The organism is Bacillus sp. FH (assembly GCF_052216825.1).
GTDB lineage: Bacteria > Bacillota > Bacilli > Bacillales > Bacillaceae_G > Bacillus_A > Bacillus_A paranthracis.
The window spans coordinates 2,552,182-2,570,188 of record NZ_JBQOUU010000001.1 but is presented as its reverse complement, the minus strand read 5'-3'; the positions used below and the strand labels follow the sequence as shown (position 1 = coordinate 2,570,188).

The following is an 18,007-nucleotide window of genomic DNA, read 5'->3' as shown; positions in this document are numbered from 1 at the left end:
AGATAAACGTTAATGCTACTTTTTTATATTTTAAGTTCGTCAGCTAGTTTTTCTAACTGAATTCGATCTTGTATGTAATAGGTTCTTCCATCTTTCTTTAAGTAATTTTGTTGGCAAAATTGGTTTAATACATATAAAAGGTGACGGTAGCTAACATTTAAGTATTCCGAAACCTCAGTATGTTTTTCTATATAACTGTTATTTTGTTCTGTTAATAGAATAAACGCCGCTAATCGATTTTCGAACGGATAACTATTATTTTTAGCATAACTTTCTGTTCGGGTAATGGTTTTCTCACCGATAAATTTGCATAGTTTCTGTAGAAAGGTAGCATCTTGTAACAAAAGATGCTGACAATCTTTAAGAGGAAGCGCTAAGCATATACAATCTTCCATTACTTCCACCGTTTTCGTAACAGATTCTACGCCAATTAATCCTAATTCCCCAATGAACGAAGGTGCCTGAATAAAGTTAATCAAGGAGACCTTTCCGTTTTTGTGACTCATATATATTTTTGCTTTCCCAGAAATTAAGTAATAAAGATAAGGAACATCGACCCCTTCATTACATATCTTTTCTCTCTTCTGAAAGGAATGTAGTTCAGCATACGGTAAGATATCAAAAGAAAAAAGAGTATGGAAATTGTAAGTTTGTATGTAATGAGAGATTTCTTCGCTATTTCTGCTGACTTTCATGTTTTCACCTCATGTTTAGTATGAGATATCTCCTATTATTTTTACAAGAAAGAATGATACGATTTACGTAAATTTGTTTTTGTAGAAAAGAGAGTGTGAAGGGCTTATGAAAAAATATAAAACATTATTATTCGATGTAGATGATACATTGTTGGATTTTCAAAAGGCAGAAAAATCGGCATTACGTATGCTTTTTGAAGAGAAAGGGATGTCTCTCACTAGCGAGATTGAAGCGCAATATAAAAAAATTAATAAAAGTCTTTGGACTGCTTTTGAAGAAGGTGAAATAAATCGTGATGAAGTTGTAAATACACGATTTTCAATTTTGTTTAAAGAATACGGGGAAGAAGTAGATGGGATATTATTCGAAAATAATTATCGCAGTTACTTAGAAGAAGGAAATCAGCTCATGGAAGGTGCCTTACAATTTATAAATCAAATTCAAAGTGAGTACGATTTATATATAGTGACAAACGGTATTTCTAAGACGCAAGATAAACGATTACGTAATGCAGGGTTACATGCCTTGTTTCAAGATATTTTCGTTTCTGAAGATACAGGTTATCAAAAGCCGATGAAAGAGTATTTTGATTATGTTTTTGAAAGGATTCCTAACTTTGTTCCTGAAGAAGGGCTCATTATTGGGGATTCGTTAAGCGCTGATATGAAAGGTGGATATGTAGCGGGAATTGATACTTGTTGGTTTAATCCAGAAAGGAAATTAAATGATAGTGGGATTATACCGACATATGAAGTGCATAATTTTGAGGAGTTATATGCATTATTGAAGCAGCATGTGTAATGAGAATAGGCAGTGGAACTTTTGTCCACACTGCCTATTTTTTTTATTTGTAGTTTCGTTATGTTTTGGAAGTGGAAATGCATTTCCGATAGTAGCTGCCCCAAGCATTGGTAATAGTAAATTAAGCGGAGGTTTTAAAAGGTCTTTTTCAAATGGATATAGAATATATTTCTTTTGTTATGTACATTAAGTTCTTTGTATTTAATTTAGAACATTCAGAAAAACTAATTGACATGAGGAAATTATTGCTATAAAATCAACGGTAATTGCATAGTCTTATCAAGAAAAGGTGGAGGGACAGGCCCGATGAAACCTTGGCAACAGCCGTATAACGGAATTGTGCCAAATCCTGCAGGTAATAACCCTGAGAGATAAGAAAGAGCCTTTAGAGCGTGTTTTCAAACTGCTCCTTTCTTGTTTTCAGGAAAGGGGCAGTTTTTTATTTTGTATAAAAGAAAGGAGAATAAGAAATGGGAGAATCATGGGGGAAAGGAACGATTTGTGTGCAAGGTGGCTATACGCCAAAGAATGGTGAACCGCGTGTTTTACCGCTTTATCAAAGTACAACGTATAAATACGATACTTCAGATGATTTAGCAGCGCTATTTAATTTAGAGGCAGAAGGATATATCTACACGCGTATTGGAAATCCTACTTTAGCTGCATTTGAGCAAAAGTTAGCGGATTTAGAGGGTGGTGTAGGTGCTGTTGCAACGGCTTCTGGGCAAGCTGCTATTATGCTTGCTGTTTTAAATATTTGTAGTAGCGGAGACCACTTGCTTTGTTCTTCCACAGTTTATGGCGGGACGTTTAATTTATTTGGAGTGAGTTTGCGTAAACTTGGTATCGATGTTACATTCTTTAATCCGAATTTAACTGCTGATGAAATTGTGGCCCTTGCTAATGATAAGACGAAACTTGTTTATGCAGAATCGCTAGGAAATCCGGCGATGAACGTTTTAAATTTCAAAGAACTTTCAGATGCAGCGAAAGAGTTGGAAGTACCTTTTATCGTGGATAATACATTGGCAACTCCTTATTTATGCCAAGCATTTGAACATGGAGCAAATATTATCGTTCATTCTACGACGAAATATATTGATGGTCATGCAAGTTCGTTAGGTGGCATTGTAATTGACGGAGGGAACTTCGATTGGACAAACGGGAAATATCCTGAACTAGTTGAACCGGATCCAAGTTATCACGGCGTAAGTTACGTTCAAAATTTTGGTGCAGCAGCTTATATTGTGAAGGCACGTGTTCAATTATTAAGAGACTACGGAAACTGTATGAGCCCATTTAATGCGTATATTAGCAATATCGGCTTAGAAACATTGCATTTACGAATGGAGCGTCATAGTGAAAATGCTCTTGCAGTTGCTAAATGGCTTGCTGATCATGAACGTATTGAATGGGTGAATTATCCGGGATTAAATAGTAATGAAAATTATTCGTTAGCACAAAAGTATTTGAAAAAAGGTGCGAGTGGTGTTTTAACATTCGGCATTAAGGGAGGATTAGAAGCAGCAAAAGAATTTATCGCAAATGTAAAACTAGCAACTCTCGTAACGCATGTAGCTGATGCACGAACTTGCGTTATACATCCTGCTAGTACAACGCATAGACAATTAAGTGCCGAAGATCAGCGCTTAGCTGGCGTCACATCAGATTTAATTCGTTTATCAGTTGGTATAGAAGATGTTTCGGATATTATTGCAGATTTAGAAGCAGCGCTAGTCGGAGGCAAACAACATGCCGATCATAATTGATAAAGATTTGCCAGCTCGCAAAGTGTTGCAGGAGGAAAATATTTTTGTAATGACAAAAGAGCGAGCAGAAACACAAGATATTCGGGCATTGAAAATTGCTATATTAAATTTAATGCCTACAAAGCAAGAAACAGAAGCGCAATTACTTCGTTTAATTGGAAATACACCGTTGCAATTAGATGTTCATTTACTTCATATGGAATCGCATTTGTCTCGTAATGTTGCACAGGAACATTTAACGAGTTTCTATAAAACATTCCGTGATATTGAGAATGAGAAATTTGATGGACTCATTATTACAGGAGCACCAGTTGAAACCCTTTCTTTTGAAGAGGTAGATTATTGGGAAGAGCTTAAACGTATTATGGAGTATTCAAAAACGAATGTAACATCTACGCTTCATATTTGCTGGGGGGCACAGGCTGGTTTGTATCATCATTATGGCGTTCCAAAGTATCCTCTTAAGGAAAAAATGTTTGGTGTATTTGAACATGAAGTCCGTGAGCAACATGTGAAACTGTTACAAGGTTTTGATGAATTGTTTTTCGCCCCGCATTCGCGTCATACAGAAGTACGAGAGAGTGATATTAGAGAGGTGAAAGAATTAACATTATTAGCAAACTCTGAGGAAGCAGGTGTTCACCTTGTTATTGGGCAAGAAGGAAGACAAGTGTTTGCGCTCGGGCATAGTGAATATAGTTGTGATACGTTAAAGCAAGAATACGAACGGGACCGCCAAAAAGGGTTAAATATTGATGTGCCGAAAAACTATTTTAAGCATAATAATCCAAATGAGAAGCCGCTTGTAAGGTGGAGAAGCCATGGGAATCTATTATTCTCTAATTGGCTAAATTATTACGTGTATCAAGAAACCCCTTATGTATTATAAAAAAAGATTGTGTCACACGTGGCAACGTTTTCTCTGTAAAGATTAATCTATATTTTTCCGAATGTTCAAAAAACATTGTTTTTCAGATTTTTTATTCATATAATTTCATCTAAACACAATTTTTGAGGGGTGGACAGTATTATGAAAGAAATTCAAGTTGGCTTATTAGGCCTTGGGACAGTTGGTAGCGGAGTAGTTCGTATCATTACAGATCACCAAGAGCGACTTATACACCAAGTAGGTTGTCCTGTAAAAGTAACGAAAGTACTAGTACAAAATATTGAAAAAGAGAGAGAAGTAGAGGTACCTTCTACTCTATTAACACAAGATGCACATGAAATTTTAGACAATCCAAACATCGACGTTGTCATCGAAGTAATGGGTGGCATTGATGATGCAAAAGCATATATTTTGCAAGCTTTACAAAGCGGGAAGCATGTTGTGACTGCCAATAAAGATTTAATGGCGTTACATGGGGCGGAACTCTTAGCGGTAGCAAAAGATAATAAAGCAGATTTGTTTTATGAAGCAAGTGTAGCCGGAGGGATTCCGATTTTACGAAGTATTGTAGAGGGACTTTCTTCAGATCTTATTACGAAAGTAATGGGAATTGTAAATGGAACGACAAATTTTATTTTGACGAAAATGTCAGATGAAGGGAGAGCATATAACGACGTGTTAAAAGAAGCCCAGCAACTTGGATTTGCAGAAGCGGATCCAACATCAGATGTAGAAGGTTTAGATGCAGCAAGAAAAATGACAATTTTGGCTACCCTTGGTTTCTCTACAAATGTAGAGCTTGGAGATGTGAAGGTAAAAGGGATTACTTCTATTACAGAGGAAGATATCGAATACAGTAAGAGTTTAGGTTACACGATTAAACTAATCGGTCTTGCGAAGCGAGATGGTGAAAAATTAGAGGTTACAGTTGAACCGACTTTACTTCCAAATACACATCCTCTTGCGGCCGTGCAAAATGAATATAACGCTGTATATGTGTATGGTGAAGCAGTTGGAGAAACGATGTTTTATGGACCAGGTGCAGGAAGTTTACCGACAGCAACAGCTGTTGTTTCCGATTTAGTAGCTGTAATGCAAAATATTAGATTAGGGGTAACAGGAAATAGTGCTGTAGTCCCACAATATCAAAAAGTATTAAAAGAGCCAGACGAAATTGTTGTGAAGAAATTTTTAAGACTTCATGTGAAAGATGAAATTGGTGTATTTGCAAAAATTACTTCGTTATTCTCTGAGCGTGGCGTTAGCTTTGAAAAAATTATTCAAATGCCACTTGAAGAGAAAGGAAAAGCTGAAATTGTAATTGTAACGCATCGTGCTTCTCTTGCTGATTATGATTATATTCTACATACGTTGCAAGGGTATGAAGAAATAGATTGTTTGAAAGCAAACTATCGAATTGAAGGGGATGCAAAGTAGTATCTCCTCTAAGAAAAAACCTATTAAGCGGCTTGCTTAATAGGTTTTTTTCTATTTAAAATCTTCGTACCAACTTGAATAAATGCTTGGATAATCCAGCCTGTTGTAAAAGATAAGATGATTGTTCCAAAATAGATAGGTCCATCTAATAAAAAGCTTAATGTTAAAAATAAAAACGCTAACGAAATTTCTGTTCTTCTAAATGTCCATTTCTTTTTCTCAGCAACTGTTAAAACGAAAGCTTCTTGCGGTGCTGCACAAAGGTTTGTAGAGACATAAAGACCAATTCCGGCTCCAACGAATAGATTTCCGCAAATAAGTGTTATATATTTTGGAAGAGAACGGACAGCGTCCATAATAGTTGTAATGGAACCAATCCAATCAACAAAAAGAGAGATAAGAACCATTGTTACGATTGTACCGATTGTAATTTGTCTTTTATTCCAAAAGAGGACGATAAGGGTAAAGGCAAAATTAATCATGAAAATCCAAAAACCGATACTTATCCCGAAATTTTGATATAGTGCAATAAAGAAGGAATCATAAGGGCTAAGTCCAAAGGAAGTAATGGTCGTCATCATATTAATACCGATGGCGAGAATGAGTAGACCACCAATGAAAAATATATATTCTAATTTGAATCGAAGCATAGTTGTATATCCTTTCAAAATGTATTTGCTAGGAAAGGATATATTGTGGAAAGCTTACCAGGTCAAGGGAGAATTTTTGCAGGGGAGGGGAAAATGAGATGACGAATATAAGAAAGATTGCTGAACTTGCTGGGGTATCTGTTTCAACTGTTTCACGTGTACTAAATAATCATCCATATGTGAATGAACAGAAGCGAAAAGAAATTTTAGCAATTATAGAAGAGTTAAATTATACGCAAAATGTGAATGCAATTCATTTAGTGAAAGGAAAAACGAATGTAATTGGCGTTTTATTACCGCACGTTAATGATCAATATTATAGTGCCATTATTGAGGGAATATCAAAGGAAACAGCAAAGAATAATTATAATATGATGCTTTGTCAGACGAATTATAGTGAAGAAAGAGAACTAGAAATTTTAAATATGTTAAAAATGAAAAAGCTTGATGGGGTTATTATTTGTTCTCGGGCAAATAGTAAGGAGAAGCTTGAAGAATATACGAAATTTGGTCCAATTGTTATGTGTGAAGAAATAGATTCAAAATGCATTTCAAGTGTCCATGTTGATTACTATAAAGTGTTTTCACAAGGGATGAAAAACTTAATAGATGCTGGTCATACACGTATTGGATATTGCATTGGAAGAAGTAATAGCATTAATAGCCAGAGAAGAAAACAAGCATATGCGGATTCACTTCAACAGATTGCTGAAAAACCGATAGGAACTTGGAAGTTTGAAGGCTGTTTTACGGTGGAAGATGGGCGTAATGTAATTAGGGAGTGGGCCTCTATGTCAGTAAAGCCAACTGCGTTTCTTGTATCTTGTAACCATATTGCAGCGGGAATGGTAACGGAGGCGAAAAAACAAAGAATTCGTATTCCAGAAGATGTTACGATTATCGGTTGTGATGATCAAGATGTAGCAGACATTTTAGGCATTACGACGATTTCATATTCTAGTAAAAATGTTGGCGTGAAGGCATTTGAATTATTATATGAAAAGATTAATGATGAGCAAATAGATGTAAAGCACGTAGAGTTATTGCCAGAATTCGTACAAAGGGAAACAACATAATAGATAAGGTATGAAAATCGCTTTTCAAAATTGCGTTTGGTATAATTATGGACAATCTATGAGGGCTAAAAGGGGTTTTGATATGAGATCAAAAGTAGTAAAAGTAATTCTACTCATTACAATTGCATCTTTCTGTTTATTTGCATATGGCTTTGTTTCAGGTGTAAATGATGTATTAAATCCGAAAGCTTCAAATTTAATTAAAAAGACCGATGTAGTGGCAAAAGAGAAAAAGAAAACAGGAACGTTACAAATCGTCAGTTTAGGTGATTCATTAACACGCGGTGTTGGTGATAAAGAAGGAATTGGCTATGTTGGGCGAATGAAAGAGGATTTACAAAAAGATTATAAGCAAAAAATTGCATTAACAAATTTAGCAGTTAGTGGTGCAAAAATGCCTGATTTATTAAAGCAAATTGAAAGTAGTGGCGCTCAATATTCAATTAAACAAGCAGATGTAATCGTTTTAACGATTGGAGGAAATGATTTATTTCCAGGCTGGGAATCGCTTGGAAAGATAGATTTAGAAACATATCGTCCTGATACAGAAACATTCCAAAATGAAGCGAAGAAAATTATAGAAGAAATTCGTAAATTAAATACAGATAGTCCGATTTTTTGGCTTGGCTTATACAATCCTTTTGAAGATGTAGAAGATTTAAAAGGGTCTTCAAACATTGTTGTGGACTGGAATGCATCTTTAGAGAAGTTAGCGCTAAACGATAAAAATGTGTATATTACACCGACATTTGATTTATTCCAAAACCGTGGGAAAGATTTATTATACTCTGATCATTTTCATCCGAACGAAGTAGGTTATACGTATATGGCAGAACGTTTAGTTCAAAATGTTGTAAGTAAATTAAAACTAGAACAAGGAGGGGTAAAATGACGACGATACTTTCCGTACGAGACTTGAAGAAGGTAATTGGAAAGAAGACTCTTGTAGAGAATATTTCCTTTGATGTAAAGCAAGGAGAAGTGTTCGGGTTCTTAGGACCAAATGGTGCTGGAAAGACGACTACCATTCGAATGTTAGTCGGATTAATTAAGGCGACAGAAGGTACGATTTCTATCGGTGGTTATTCGATTAAGGAAAATTTTAGAGAAGCGATGCGTCAAATTGGGAGTATCGTTGAAAACCCAGAGTTGTATACATATTTAACGGGATGGGAAAATTTAAAGCAATTTGCTCGTATGTTAGGTGATATATCAGATGAACGTATTATTGAAATTGCTGAAATGGTTCATTTAGATGAAAGAATTCATGACAAGGTAAAAACGTACTCACTTGGTATGAAACAACGACTTGGAATTGCGCAGGCGCTCCTTGGGAATCCAAAATTGCTCATATTAGATGAGCCAACGAATGGTTTAGATCCAGCAGGGATTAGAGAACTTAGGGAATTTATACATAAGCTTGTAAAAGAAGAAAATATGAGCGTGTTTATTTCAAGTCATTTGCTAAGTGAAGTGCAAATGATATGCGATCGCGTTGCTATTATTCATAAAGGAAAGATGATAACAGTTGCCAAGGTTGAAGAGTTAATTAAAACAGCAAGTGATCGTGTAGAATGGATTGTTACGCCGATTGGGAAGGCAAAAGATATGCTAGAAGATGCTGAGGAAGTAAGAGAAGTGAGTATAGAAGGTGATCGATTACTATGCCGCATGAATATCGCATCTATAAGTAATTGGAATAAACATTTTGTAGAAAACGGGATAGATGTACATAGTGTTAAGGAACTTGTATTTACGCTAGAAGATTTATTTATTGAACTCACAAGGGGTGAGCAGCATGCGTGAATTTGCGAATCTAGTTTTAAACGAATCGGAGAAGATTTATCGTAAGAAGCGTATTTTTGTTGTTATGCTTATTTTAGCAATCTTGATCCCGCTTTTTGTATATGCGCAGTATCGTGAAATAGAAACGACACAAAAAAGACTCGGTACAACTGATTGGAAGGTTTCATTGCAACAGCAAATTGTTGATTCCCAGAACCGGTTGAACAATTCTAGGTTGCCAGAAGAATGGCGTGATTGGTTAAAGGTAAGAGTTGAGCAGCAACAATATTATTTAGATCATGATATTAACCCGATGGCACCGGGCGCACCAACTTTTGTAAGGGCGTTTATTGAGCAAGGAATTACATTATTTATTCCACTTCTCGTAATGATTGTCGCCATTGATATTGTTTCAGGAGAACGAAGTGATGGAACGATGAAGATGTTACTTACGCGGCCGATTAGGCGCTGGAAAATACTCCTTAGTAAATACGTAACGATGTTATTTTTCATTTCGCTCATACTGCTCCTTGTAGGTGTGTTTGCATACATATTATCAGGGCTTGTATTTGGATACTCGGGATGGAATTTACCTGTGTTAACTGGATTTGTTATTGATAAGGAAACGTTAAATACGAATTTTGTACATCTTATTCCGCAATGGCAATATATCTTGATGGCGTATGGATTAGCTTGGTTTGTTGCTATCGTTGTCGGAACTATATCATTTATGGTCTCTGTTTTAATTCGTAATACACCAGCTGGTATGGGCGTTATGCTAGCTGCATTAATTGCAGGCGGTATTTTAAGCTCGTTCGCAACATCTTGGGAAGGTGCGAAATATATTTTTAGTGTGAATTTATCATTAACAGATTATCTATCAGGAAAACTACCTGCATTACAAGGTTTATCGATGGAGTTTTCTTTAATGAATTTAACGGTTTGGGCAGTTGTTTCCCTTATTATTTCGTTCGTAGTATTTACAAAACAGGATATGGTGAATTAATTAGACAGGAAGTGACAGTATGGAAAATGTTTTAAAGAATGATTGGGGGCCATTATTGGCACCAGAATTTGAGAAAGAATATTATCGTAAGCTAGCTGATTTTTTGAAAGAAGAGTACAGTACACATGTTGTTTACCCAAAGAAAGAAGATATTTTTAACGCTCTAGAGTATACAAGTTATGAAAATACAAAGGTCGTTATTTTAGGACAAGATCCATATCATGGACCGAATCAAGCGCATGGTTTAAGCTTTTCTGTGCAACCCGGTATTAAAACGCCACCGTCGTTGTTAAATATGTATAAAGAACTTCGAGATGAATATGGGTATGATATTCCAAATAACGGTTATTTAGTAAAGTGGGCAGAGCAAGGCGTTTTATTATTAAATACTGTATTAACAGTTCGACAAGGTGAAGCAAATTCTCATAAGGGAAAAGGATGGGAGCATTTCACAGATCGCGTAATTGAGCTATTAAATGAACGTGAAAAGCCAGTTATTTTCATATTGTGGGGACGCCATGCACAGGCGAAGAAAAAATTAATTACAAATACGAAGCACCACATTATCGAATCTGTACATCCAAGCCCACTATCAGCAAGACGTGGTTTCTTCGGAAGTAAGCCATACTCTAAAGTAAATACGATTTTAGCTAATATGGGCGAGAGGGAAATTGATTGGGAAATTCCAAATTTGTAAATAAAAAAGGTAGTTAACAGTCGTTAACTACCTTTTCATTATTGTTGCTCGTTCTTTAATTTTGCATCTAGTACAAACGTGCCAAATGGGATAACTGATGAAACGAATGCCCCAAGTGCCCATAAAATTGATTTACGGTGTACGATTGTTACTTGAATTACTGCGAAGATAAATAAAATAAATAAAACACCGTGAGCCATGCCTGTAATTTTAACAGCTGTTGCAAATCCTGCGAAATATTTTAATGGCATTGCTACAAATAATAGTAGTAGAAAAGAAATCCCCTCAATAAGTCCAATTGCTCTTAATCGTCCGATTGGTGTAGATAACATGTAAAATAGCCTCCCTTAACGTATGCTTGTTTATAGTAAATTTGTATTCTTTTTTAAAATAAAATAGTCTATTTTGTTTCATTATATACAAAAAGAAAGTTTACACTACGAGAATAGTGTAAAGTTCAAAATATAGTCACAAAAGCATGGTAATTTAAATAAAAACCTATTTGAAGTGTTTGACTTCAAATAGGTTTTATGAGTGGAAATATTAAACAAGTGCTTCTTTTTTTAGTACGAACTTCTCTACAACCTTTGCTACACCATCGTTCATATTTGTATCTGTTACATAATTTGCAATTTCCTTAATATCATCAGGTGCATTGCCCATTGCGACACCAAGACCGGCGAATTCAATCATCGCTTGATCGTTATAGCTATCGCCCATTGCGATAACTTCTTCGCGCTTAATGCCAAGTTTTTGGATTAATTGGTTTAAGCTCGTTCCTTTTGTAACACCGGCTTCAGTAAATTCTAAGAAGAATGGTTTAGAACGCATAACGCTTAATTGTCCTTCTAGTTGTTTTTGTAATTTCTTTTCTACTTCAACAAGGCGTTCAGCTTCTTTATTCATTAATACTTTTACTACAGGCTCTTTAACAGCAGCTTTAAAGTCATCTACTACAACGATAGGCATCCCAGTAATATCGCCCTCAATTTCAGTGTAAGGATTATTTTCTTCTGTTACGATATCATCGCCAATATAAGTATGAATCCATACATCTTCAGTTTTACTAATTTCAAATAAGTTGTGAACGATTTCAGGAGAAAGCGTACTACTAAAGATTTCTTCGTTTGTTTTACAGTTAATAATTTTTGCACCATTAAAAGATAGAATGAAACTGCCGTATTCTTCTAAACGAAGTTCTTTCGCTACATTGCGCATACCAAACGTTGGACGTCCGGAAGCAAGTACAACTTTTACACCTTGTTCTTGTGCAGTCATTAGAGCTTCTTTCGTACGAGGTGAAATAGTATGGTCGTCACGTAATAAAGTATCATCTAAATCTAAAACAATCATTTTATAAGTCATATTGAAAATTCCCTTCTTTATTTAAATCAAATATATGTTCATGGAGATGTAAGAAATAATAGTAAGACATCGAACCTCTTTAAAAAGAAGTAGATTCATTTTTATGAGTGTTTTTCTCATCATATTAATTAATAATCATTGGGGATGGAGAAAACCCCAATGATTAAATGTTTATTTTATCGTAACAACTCTAAAGGTAGAGTGCAATAATGGAAGTTTTCCAATTTACGATACTTGTTTTATTGTCGAACGAGAAAATAGTATTTCTAGTAAGATTGCCATTACAGCTCCAAGAACGAGACCATTACTTAGGAATGAAGCTAGAAATGGTGGAAGCGTGGAATATGCTCCTGCTGGAACGAACATAACCCCAATTCCTGTGAAGATTGACAGACCTGCTACTTTAAATAATCGTTCTTTATCCTGTACTGTTTCGTATTCTCGAAAGGCGAGACCGATCATGCTTGCAAATACAGGATAAATGGCAGCATAACCAACTGCAACTGGGATTGCCGCAAAGAATGAAGTGATCTTTGGGAATATACTAACGACAATAATAAAGCTTGACCCTAATATAAATGGGAGGCGTTTATAAATATTAGTCGTTGCAATAAAACCTGCTGATCCAGAAATAGCGACAGGTCCGATAGCCGAAAACAGGCCGCCTAGTAATTGATTGATTCCTGTTATAATACCGGCCTGTTTAAAACGATCTGATGCAGCATTTTCTTCATATTTAGAGACAACCTTTTGTACAACGCGAATACTTGCTAACATATTTGTTAGAAGTAAGAGTGTAACGAAAATGACCGTAATTACCATGTTCCATTCAACACGAGGCATTCCGAAAACAAATAAGGATGGAAAACGGATTATGTCTGTCACTGGTGTTATTGGATTGGATAATCCAAAGCATGCGAATAATATCCAGCCGCAAACGATACTGAAAAGAACAGAATATTGTCCGATAATAGGTAGCTTCATGATGAAAAAGGATAGTAAAATAACAATGAGTGAAAGAATAAATACGTTAGGTTGTACTTCTGTATGTTTTCCATCCAGGCCGAACATTCCTTTTAAGAAGGAACCACTAAGTTGTGCAACAAGAAGAAATAAGTACGTTCCAATGACTGTCGGTGTAAAATAGCGAACGAGTTTATCAATAAGTCCAAAAACGCTAAGAATAATACAAATGATACCGCTTAATAAGAAAGCATATTGAAGAACTTTAAGTGTCTCATTGTTTGATCCAAATAATACGACACCTAAACTTGCATATAGGGAGAAAATTCCCCACCAAAGGCCAGCAGGACCTTCTTGAATAGGAAGTTTATGCCCAAATATAGCTTGTAAGAGACCAGCAAAGCCTAGAACAAATAATGTTCTTTGTACGAATGCGATAGCTTCAGCGCCATCAAGACCATAACTAGTTGCGACGCTAATTGGTACAATAAGACTCCCAGCTAAAATAAATAGTGCCCATTGTAAGGCGGAAAGAAATGTTTTCATTATATCAACCTCTTTCATAGATTCCGTATCTAGTATATATGTATTTCATTTCCACTGGCAAAGATTGTAGATAGAGAAAAGAGTTGAAACATGATATGAATGCACGTAAGCAATTATGGATAGCAGTTATATGTATGACTTTTGTTGTAATTCTAGGAACATTAGGATTTATGACAATTGAAGAGATTAGCTTATTTCAAGCATTTTGGATGACGATGATTACCGTATTAACGGTGGGATACGGAGACGCCATTCCTGTAACACATGCAGGAAAAGTTTTTGCGCTCCTTATCATACCGGTTGGAGTCGGTATTGTTACGTATGCAATTGGTGTAGTGGCAGCTATGATTATTGAAGGGAATTTATTTCATGCAGTACGGAGGAAGAAGATGGATAAACAAATAGCACAGTTACAAAATCATATTATCGTATGTGGTTGCGGTAGAGTAGGGCTTCAAGTTGTACATGAATTGCAAGAAAAGAAAATTCCATTTGTCGTCGTGGATAAGGATGAAAGCATATTAGAGAAGGAAAAGCTTTTATATGTACATGGAGATGCAACAGAAGACCAAGTGTTACATCATGCTGGGATTTCAAAGGCAGCTGGTTTAGTTGCTATCGTAGCAAATGACGCTGAAAATGTATTTATTACGTTAACTGCAAGAGGATTAAACGATGCAATTAAAATTGTGGCAAGAGCAGAAAAACCAGAAACCGAAGACAAATTAAAGAGGGCTGGTGCAAATAAGGTGATTAATCCATCTAGTATGGCAGGGATTCATATTGCAAAAGGTATTGCGAATCCGTTAACAGTTCATTATATTGATACAGTACTGTATGGCGTGGAGCAGTCATTTGTAATTGAAGAAATTGCAGTAGGTAAGGGCTCTATTTTAGCTAATAAATCGTTATTAGAGAGTGATGTTAGAAATCAATTTGATGTAACAATTTTAGCGATTTTGAGAAATGGGAATGTTATACATAATCCAACGGGGCAGGAAAAGTTGCAAGAACATGATATGATAATAGTATTTGGTTCAGTAGAGAAGCTGGGACAATTTGAGAAAGAACTACAAAGTACGAGGTGATAAGGGATGCAAATATCAAGCGATAAGATTTTAAATAAAATGGCGAATGAAATTGCAAAGGCAAAAAGTAGTGAAGGACAAAAATCAAAAGAACATGTATTAGTTGTGCGTGCTTTATGTGATTTATTATTAGATGAGCAAGTTGAATCTTCTACGTATAGAGAGCCACAAGTTCAATCACAAATAATTGGATCACACCCAATCACGATGCAACCAATTGCACCGGTTTCTAATGAGCCAGTATATATAAAAGAAAGTGATGCAAACGGTAATTCTTTATTTGATTTTTAGAGGATAAATCGTTTGGCTTATATGAAAAAATTGCTTATGATAAAAGTAAAAAAGGGGAATTAAGATGAAAATTTTCTTTTTACTAGGTTGTATTGCAGCGGGGCTATCTGTTGCGTTAGGGGCTTTCGGAGCACACGGTTTAGAAAATAAAGTTTCTGCAAAAATGTTAGAGGTTTGGAAAACAGGTGTTACATATCAAATGTTTCATGCAGGTGGACTATTTGTAGTTGCTTTATTGATGGATAAAATTCAATCATCACTCTTAACTACTGCTGGTTGGCTTATGGTAGCTGGGATCATTATGTTCTCGGGTAGTCTGTATGCATTAAGTACAACAGGTATTAAGTTCTTTGGTCCAATTACACCTCTTGGTGGTGTAGCGTTTATTGTGGCATGGATCTTAGTTGGAACTGCAGTTGTAAAAGGATTATAAAAAACAAAAGCTGGCATACGCCAGCTTTTTTATGGTCTTGGAGCATAAGTTGCTTGTTGACTAGGCAAATACGTAATTTCTTCTGGGAATTCTACATAATCTAAGTAAATCATTAATAATAAATAACGTTTCCCTGATTGTGGCTCACTAATTACGATGTGATCACGACCAGCCGCTTCGATAATACCCGTATAGGATTGTGTACCGAGTGAACTACCACGCTCATAAGTCATTACAACTGTGGCTTGCTTGCCCTTGTTCAAGCGAAGAATATTTTCAATATATGACTGTTCTAGAGGTAACATGCCTTGAGAAACAGCATATTGAGCTTGCGCAGCTTGTTGTTGCATTGCTTGCTGCTGTTGCTGTTGTTGTGGGGTCATTTGTTGCGGTTGTACGTAAGTTCCAGATGGTTGATAGAAACCTGTTCCGTAATACGGATTTTGTTGCTGTGCCATTCAAAAATCCCTCCTTGTTTTCATTCCTTAATATATGCTAGGGCAATCCCGAGCATTTGGCTGGAAGAAGCAGTGCTTTTTGAAGCGACCAGAGTTTTGCTGATTATACCAAGTTGGTGGACATGCACCCTCAGGCCTAAAAAACCATAAGGCAAAATTTGCAGGCCAAAAACGTTGTCCTTGAATCGTTCGCCTTGCTAATGCGATATCTTGTTCCCTTGCACGTTGATAAAAATAACCTTTTTGAGTTGCCTCAAAACCACCAGGATTTTGATACACCATTTGACGTAAATTACGAATATTTTTAAAGTCTAAACAATTCCCACGGACACGATTTACTCCAACGTTTCCGACCATTAACATCCCCTGTTGTCCTTCACCTTCAGCTTCAGCACGCATCAGTCTAGCTAATAACTTTACATCTTCTTCGTTATACGCGATAACGCCCATTATGTGTCACCTCTCTTTTTGGAATACCTTGTGGAAAGAGGTTTATGTCTAGATGAAGTGTGTAACAATTACTAGTTCATACGTATGAGAAAAAGGACTCAGATATGACAACCAAACAAAGTTTTACATGGAGAGTGGAAAATAAAAAAAGCTAGCGTGAGCCAGCTTTTTTATTAAAAAACTTTAGACCATAAGTTTGAGAAGAAATCACCGATAGAGCGCATTGTTAATACAAACCAATTTGCTTTTTCAACTTCTTCTGTCGTTTTTGCAGTAACTTTCATACTTTTACTACCGTCTAAGAAACCATATTTATCGGTTGATTCTAAAGTAATCGATCCTACTTTTGCATCTTTCTTAATAGGAGCAATTAAATGACCATCTTCAGCAAGAGATTTATCTACTTCAGTTCCAATTTTATAAGGGTCTTTGCTACCTTTTTTTGCAATTACGGTTATTTCTTTTTCCGGTGCAACAGTTACTTGATCCTCTTTCCCTTGTACTACAGAGAGTGTATTGTTTTTATCGACCTTTAGTTTTTGTTTTTCGAAGTTATTAAACCCGTATTCGATTAACTCACGAGATTCTGTGAAGCGCTCGTCCATTGATTTTGTTTTAATAATAACCGAAATAAGACGTACATCACCACGTTTAGCAGTAATAGTAAATCCGTATCCAGCTGTATCAGAACTTCCGGTTTTTAAACCATCAGCACCTTCATAAGCGAAAGCAGCTCCTGGTAACATCCAGTTCCAGTTTTCCATACGAATTGGTTTTGGATGATTATCTGGGAAGTTTCTAAATCTTTGTTTTGTATCCTCTAGCATTTCTGGATACTTTGTAATCATTGCTTTTGAAAGTATACCCATATCGCGAGCTGACATAGAGTTTTCTGCATTTGGATCAGTACCCTCAGGATGTTTTCCTTTTAAGTCAGCGTTATTTAAACCAGTAGCGTTTACAAATTTATATTTCTTTAACCCTAGTTTTTTTGCATGTTCATTTGCAAGATTTAAGAAGTTTTTCTCACTTCCTGCAAGAAGTTCTGCTAAGGCAATACTAGATCCGTTTGCAGAGAAGATAACGATAGAATGATATAGTTCTCTTACAGTATATTGACGTCCTTTTTCGAACGGCACGTTAGAGAATTCATTATTACGTGAAACTTCATAAGCGTAATCGGAAATATTTACCTTTGTATCCCAAGTGATTTTTCCTTCTTTAATTGCTTCTAACACGGCATAAACAACAATTAATTTTGACATACTAGCGATAGCTAGTAATTCATCTGGATTTTGTTCATGCAGTATTTTTCCTGTATCTGCATCAAATAGAAGTGCAGCAGCTGCCTCAATGTGTATTTTTTCTTCCGCATGGGATGTTGTTACTCCTAAGGAAGAAATTGACAATAGAAACACTAGTAAAATAGAAAAGATTTTCTTCATATACATTATCACCTTCGCATCGTTATTAGCATATAGCTCGTACCATTTTAGCATAAATTTGGATATAGAAAGGTTACAATTTTGTAAGGTATTTAAAAGGATTTGTCGATTTTTGTTCAAATTTGCGGAAAAAAGAAGTTTTTTGAGGAGAAATATAGAGGG

Annotated in this window: 20 protein-coding genes and 1 riboswitch; of the genes, 12 read left to right on the top strand and 8 right to left on the bottom strand. The window is 35.8% G+C overall.

The genetic code is table 11. From position 1 onward, the window contains the following. Window positions 1-23 precede the first annotated feature (23 nt). On the bottom strand, window positions 24-695 hold the full coding sequence (locus ACTT1L_RS13585; protein WP_000868836.1) for a transcriptional regulator YeiL: 672 nt from the start codon (window positions 693-695) through the stop codon (window positions 24-26). A gap of 106 nt (window positions 696-801) precedes the next feature. On the opposite strand from ACTT1L_RS13585, the gene ACTT1L_RS13580 reads away from it, so the two are divergent. From ACTT1L_RS13580 to ACTT1L_RS13565, 4 genes are all read left to right on the top strand, one after another. Then, a complete protein-coding gene (locus ACTT1L_RS13580) occupies window positions 802-1,497 on the top strand; it encodes a YjjG family noncanonical pyrimidine nucleotidase (protein ID WP_000760172.1) in 696 nt (231 codons plus the stop codon). Window positions 1,498-1,770: 273 nt separating this feature from the next. After that, a riboswitch (SAM riboswitch) is annotated at window positions 1,771-1,875 on the top strand. Window positions 1,876-1,967: 92 nt separating this feature from the next. Further along, a complete protein-coding gene (locus ACTT1L_RS13575; RefSeq protein WP_000504756.1) occupies window positions 1,968-3,266 on the top strand; it encodes a bifunctional O-acetylhomoserine aminocarboxypropyltransferase/cysteine synthase in 1,299 nt (432 codons plus the stop codon). Next, entirely contained in the window at window positions 3,250-4,155 is a 906-nt protein-coding gene (metA, locus tag ACTT1L_RS13570; protein WP_001121520.1) for a homoserine O-acetyltransferase MetA, read from the top strand. Before ACTT1L_RS13575 ends, metA begins: the two co-directional genes overlap by 17 nt. Before the next feature lie 141 nt (window positions 4,156-4,296). Next, a complete protein-coding gene (locus ACTT1L_RS13565) occupies window positions 4,297-5,592 on the top strand; it encodes a homoserine dehydrogenase (protein WP_000659098.1) in 1,296 nt (431 codons plus the stop codon). Window positions 5,593-5,615: 23 nt separating this feature from the next. On the opposite strand, the gene ACTT1L_RS13560 is transcribed toward ACTT1L_RS13565, so the two are convergent. Next, complete coding sequence (locus ACTT1L_RS13560) at window positions 5,616-6,242, bottom strand: YczE/YyaS/YitT family protein (protein WP_000943413.1); 627 nt, start codon at window positions 6,240-6,242, stop codon at window positions 5,616-5,618. A 98-nt stretch (window positions 6,243-6,340) separates the two neighbouring features. Between ACTT1L_RS13560 and ACTT1L_RS13555 the strand changes: the two genes are divergently transcribed. The 5 genes from ACTT1L_RS13555 to ACTT1L_RS13535 are packed head-to-tail and all read left to right on the top strand — an operon-like array spanning window position 6,341 to window position 10,806. After that, window positions 6,341-7,318: a LacI family DNA-binding transcriptional regulator gene (locus tag ACTT1L_RS13555; protein ID WP_000181968.1), complete on the top strand. Its 978-nt coding sequence runs from the start codon at window positions 6,341-6,343 to the stop codon at window positions 7,316-7,318. Between the two features lie 10 nt (window positions 7,319-7,328). Next, a complete protein-coding gene (locus ACTT1L_RS13550; protein WP_139303565.1) occupies window positions 7,329-8,210 on the top strand; it encodes an SGNH/GDSL hydrolase family protein in 882 nt (293 codons plus the stop codon). Continuing rightward, on the top strand, window positions 8,207-9,124 hold the full coding sequence (locus ACTT1L_RS13545; RefSeq protein ID WP_000207715.1) for an ABC transporter ATP-binding protein: 918 nt from the start codon (window positions 8,207-8,209) through the stop codon (window positions 9,122-9,124). Before ACTT1L_RS13550 ends, ACTT1L_RS13545 begins: the two co-directional genes overlap by 4 nt. Beyond that, window positions 9,117-10,109 (top strand): ABC transporter permease subunit, encoded by a 993-nt coding sequence (locus tag ACTT1L_RS13540; protein ID WP_001206492.1) that lies wholly within the window; start codon window positions 9,117-9,119, stop codon window positions 10,107-10,109. The genes ACTT1L_RS13545 and ACTT1L_RS13540 overlap by 8 nt, the downstream gene beginning before the upstream one ends. Window positions 10,110-10,128: 19 nt before the next feature. Further along, entirely contained in the window at window positions 10,129-10,806 is a 678-nt protein-coding gene (locus tag ACTT1L_RS13535; RefSeq protein ID WP_000432535.1) for a uracil-DNA glycosylase, read from the top strand. Between the two features lie 38 nt (window positions 10,807-10,844). Here the strand turns inward: ACTT1L_RS13535 and ACTT1L_RS13530 are convergent, their stop codons facing one another. The 3 genes from ACTT1L_RS13530 to ACTT1L_RS13520 form a co-directional block, all read right to left on the bottom strand. Further along, window positions 10,845-11,138 (bottom strand): DUF3817 domain-containing protein, encoded by a 294-nt coding sequence (locus ACTT1L_RS13530; RefSeq protein WP_000953390.1) that lies wholly within the window; start codon window positions 11,136-11,138, stop codon window positions 10,845-10,847. Between the two features lie 211 nt (window positions 11,139-11,349). Next, window positions 11,350-12,171, bottom strand: a complete 822-nt coding sequence (locus ACTT1L_RS13525) for a Cof-type HAD-IIB family hydrolase (protein WP_000221376.1) — start codon at window positions 12,169-12,171, stop codon at window positions 11,350-11,352. 225 nt (window positions 12,172-12,396) lie between these two features. After that, window positions 12,397-13,680, bottom strand: a complete 1,284-nt coding sequence (locus ACTT1L_RS13520) for a purine/pyrimidine permease (RefSeq protein WP_000847023.1) — start codon at window positions 13,678-13,680, stop codon at window positions 12,397-12,399. Window positions 13,681-13,775: 95 nt separating this feature from the next. On the opposite strand from ACTT1L_RS13520, the gene ACTT1L_RS13515 reads away from it, so the two are divergent. From ACTT1L_RS13515 to ACTT1L_RS13505, 3 genes are all read left to right on the top strand, one after another. After that, entirely contained in the window at window positions 13,776-14,768 is a 993-nt protein-coding gene (locus ACTT1L_RS13515) for a potassium channel family protein (RefSeq protein ID WP_240814425.1), read from the top strand. 6 nt (window positions 14,769-14,774) lie between these two features. Further along, window positions 14,775-15,059 (top strand): YwdI family protein, encoded by a 285-nt coding sequence (locus tag ACTT1L_RS13510; RefSeq protein ID WP_442821951.1) that lies wholly within the window; start codon window positions 14,775-14,777, stop codon window positions 15,057-15,059. 64 nt (window positions 15,060-15,123) lie between these two features. Next, on the top strand, window positions 15,124-15,492 hold the full coding sequence (locus ACTT1L_RS13505; protein ID WP_000688322.1) for a DUF423 domain-containing protein: 369 nt from the start codon (window positions 15,124-15,126) through the stop codon (window positions 15,490-15,492). 29 nt (window positions 15,493-15,521) lie between these two features. On the opposite strand, the gene gerQ is transcribed toward ACTT1L_RS13505, so the two are convergent. The 3 genes from gerQ to ACTT1L_RS13490 all read right to left on the bottom strand — a co-directional run bounded on the left by gerQ (window position 15,522) and on the right by ACTT1L_RS13490 (window position 17,851). After that, window positions 15,522-15,950: a spore coat protein GerQ gene (gene gerQ, locus ACTT1L_RS13500; protein WP_000068648.1), complete on the bottom strand. Its 429-nt coding sequence runs from the start codon at window positions 15,948-15,950 to the stop codon at window positions 15,522-15,524. Between the two features lie 27 nt (window positions 15,951-15,977). After that, entirely contained in the window at window positions 15,978-16,400 is a 423-nt protein-coding gene (gene cwlJ / locus ACTT1L_RS13495) for a cell wall hydrolase CwlJ (protein ID WP_442821950.1), read from the bottom strand. Between the two features lie 173 nt (window positions 16,401-16,573). Continuing rightward, window positions 16,574-17,851 carry a serine hydrolase gene (locus ACTT1L_RS13490; protein WP_001998707.1) on the bottom strand — a complete coding sequence of 426 codons (1,278 nt, stop codon included), beginning with the start codon at window positions 17,849-17,851 and terminating at the stop codon, window positions 16,574-16,576. Between the last annotated feature and the right edge of the window lie 156 nt (window positions 17,852-18,007).

Coding starts and splice junctions, on each gene's coding strand:
- ACTT1L_RS13560 (WP_000943413.1), bottom strand. CDS start 6,242: ATGCTTCGATTCAAATTAGAATATATATTTTTCATTGGTGGTCTACTC.
- cwlJ (WP_442821950.1), bottom strand. CDS start 16,400: ATGGGCGTTATCGCGTATAACGAAGAAGATGTAAAGTTATTAGCTAGA.
- ACTT1L_RS13535 (WP_000432535.1), top strand. CDS start 10,129: ATGGAAAATGTTTTAAAGAATGATTGGGGGCCATTATTGGCACCAGAA.
- ACTT1L_RS13545 (WP_000207715.1), top strand. CDS start 8,207: ATGACGACGATACTTTCCGTACGAGACTTGAAGAAGGTAATTGGAAAG.
- gerQ (WP_000068648.1), bottom strand. CDS start 15,950: ATGGCACAGCAACAAAATCCGTATTACGGAACAGGTTTCTATCAACCA.
- ACTT1L_RS13490 (WP_001998707.1), bottom strand. CDS start 17,851: ATGTATATGAAGAAAATCTTTTCTATTTTACTAGTGTTTCTATTGTCA.
- ACTT1L_RS13515 (WP_240814425.1), top strand. CDS start 13,776: ATGAATGCACGTAAGCAATTATGGATAGCAGTTATATGTATGACTTTT.
- ACTT1L_RS13540 (WP_001206492.1), top strand. CDS start 9,117: ATGCGTGAATTTGCGAATCTAGTTTTAAACGAATCGGAGAAGATTTAT.
- metA (WP_001121520.1), top strand. CDS start 3,250: ATGCCGATCATAATTGATAAAGATTTGCCAGCTCGCAAAGTGTTGCAG.
- ACTT1L_RS13525 (WP_000221376.1), bottom strand. CDS start 12,171: ATGACTTATAAAATGATTGTTTTAGATTTAGATGATACTTTATTACGT.
- ACTT1L_RS13530 (WP_000953390.1), bottom strand. CDS start 11,138: ATGTTATCTACACCAATCGGACGATTAAGAGCAATTGGACTTATTGAG.
- ACTT1L_RS13550 (WP_139303565.1), top strand. CDS start 7,329: ATGAAAATCGCTTTTCAAAATTGCGTTTGGTATAATTATGGACAATCT.
- ACTT1L_RS13565 (WP_000659098.1), top strand. CDS start 4,297: ATGAAAGAAATTCAAGTTGGCTTATTAGGCCTTGGGACAGTTGGTAGC.
- ACTT1L_RS13575 (WP_000504756.1), top strand. CDS start 1,968: ATGGGAGAATCATGGGGGAAAGGAACGATTTGTGTGCAAGGTGGCTAT.
- ACTT1L_RS13585 (WP_000868836.1), bottom strand. CDS start 695: ATGAAAGTCAGCAGAAATAGCGAAGAAATCTCTCATTACATACAAACT.
- ACTT1L_RS13580 (WP_000760172.1), top strand. CDS start 802: ATGAAAAAATATAAAACATTATTATTCGATGTAGATGATACATTGTTG.
- ACTT1L_RS13505 (WP_000688322.1), top strand. CDS start 15,124: ATGAAAATTTTCTTTTTACTAGGTTGTATTGCAGCGGGGCTATCTGTT.
- ACTT1L_RS13520 (WP_000847023.1), bottom strand. CDS start 13,680: ATGAAAACATTTCTTTCCGCCTTACAATGGGCACTATTTATTTTAGCT.
- ACTT1L_RS13555 (WP_000181968.1), top strand. CDS start 6,341: ATGACGAATATAAGAAAGATTGCTGAACTTGCTGGGGTATCTGTTTCA.
- ACTT1L_RS13510 (WP_442821951.1), top strand. CDS start 14,775: ATGCAAATATCAAGCGATAAGATTTTAAATAAAATGGCGAATGAAATT.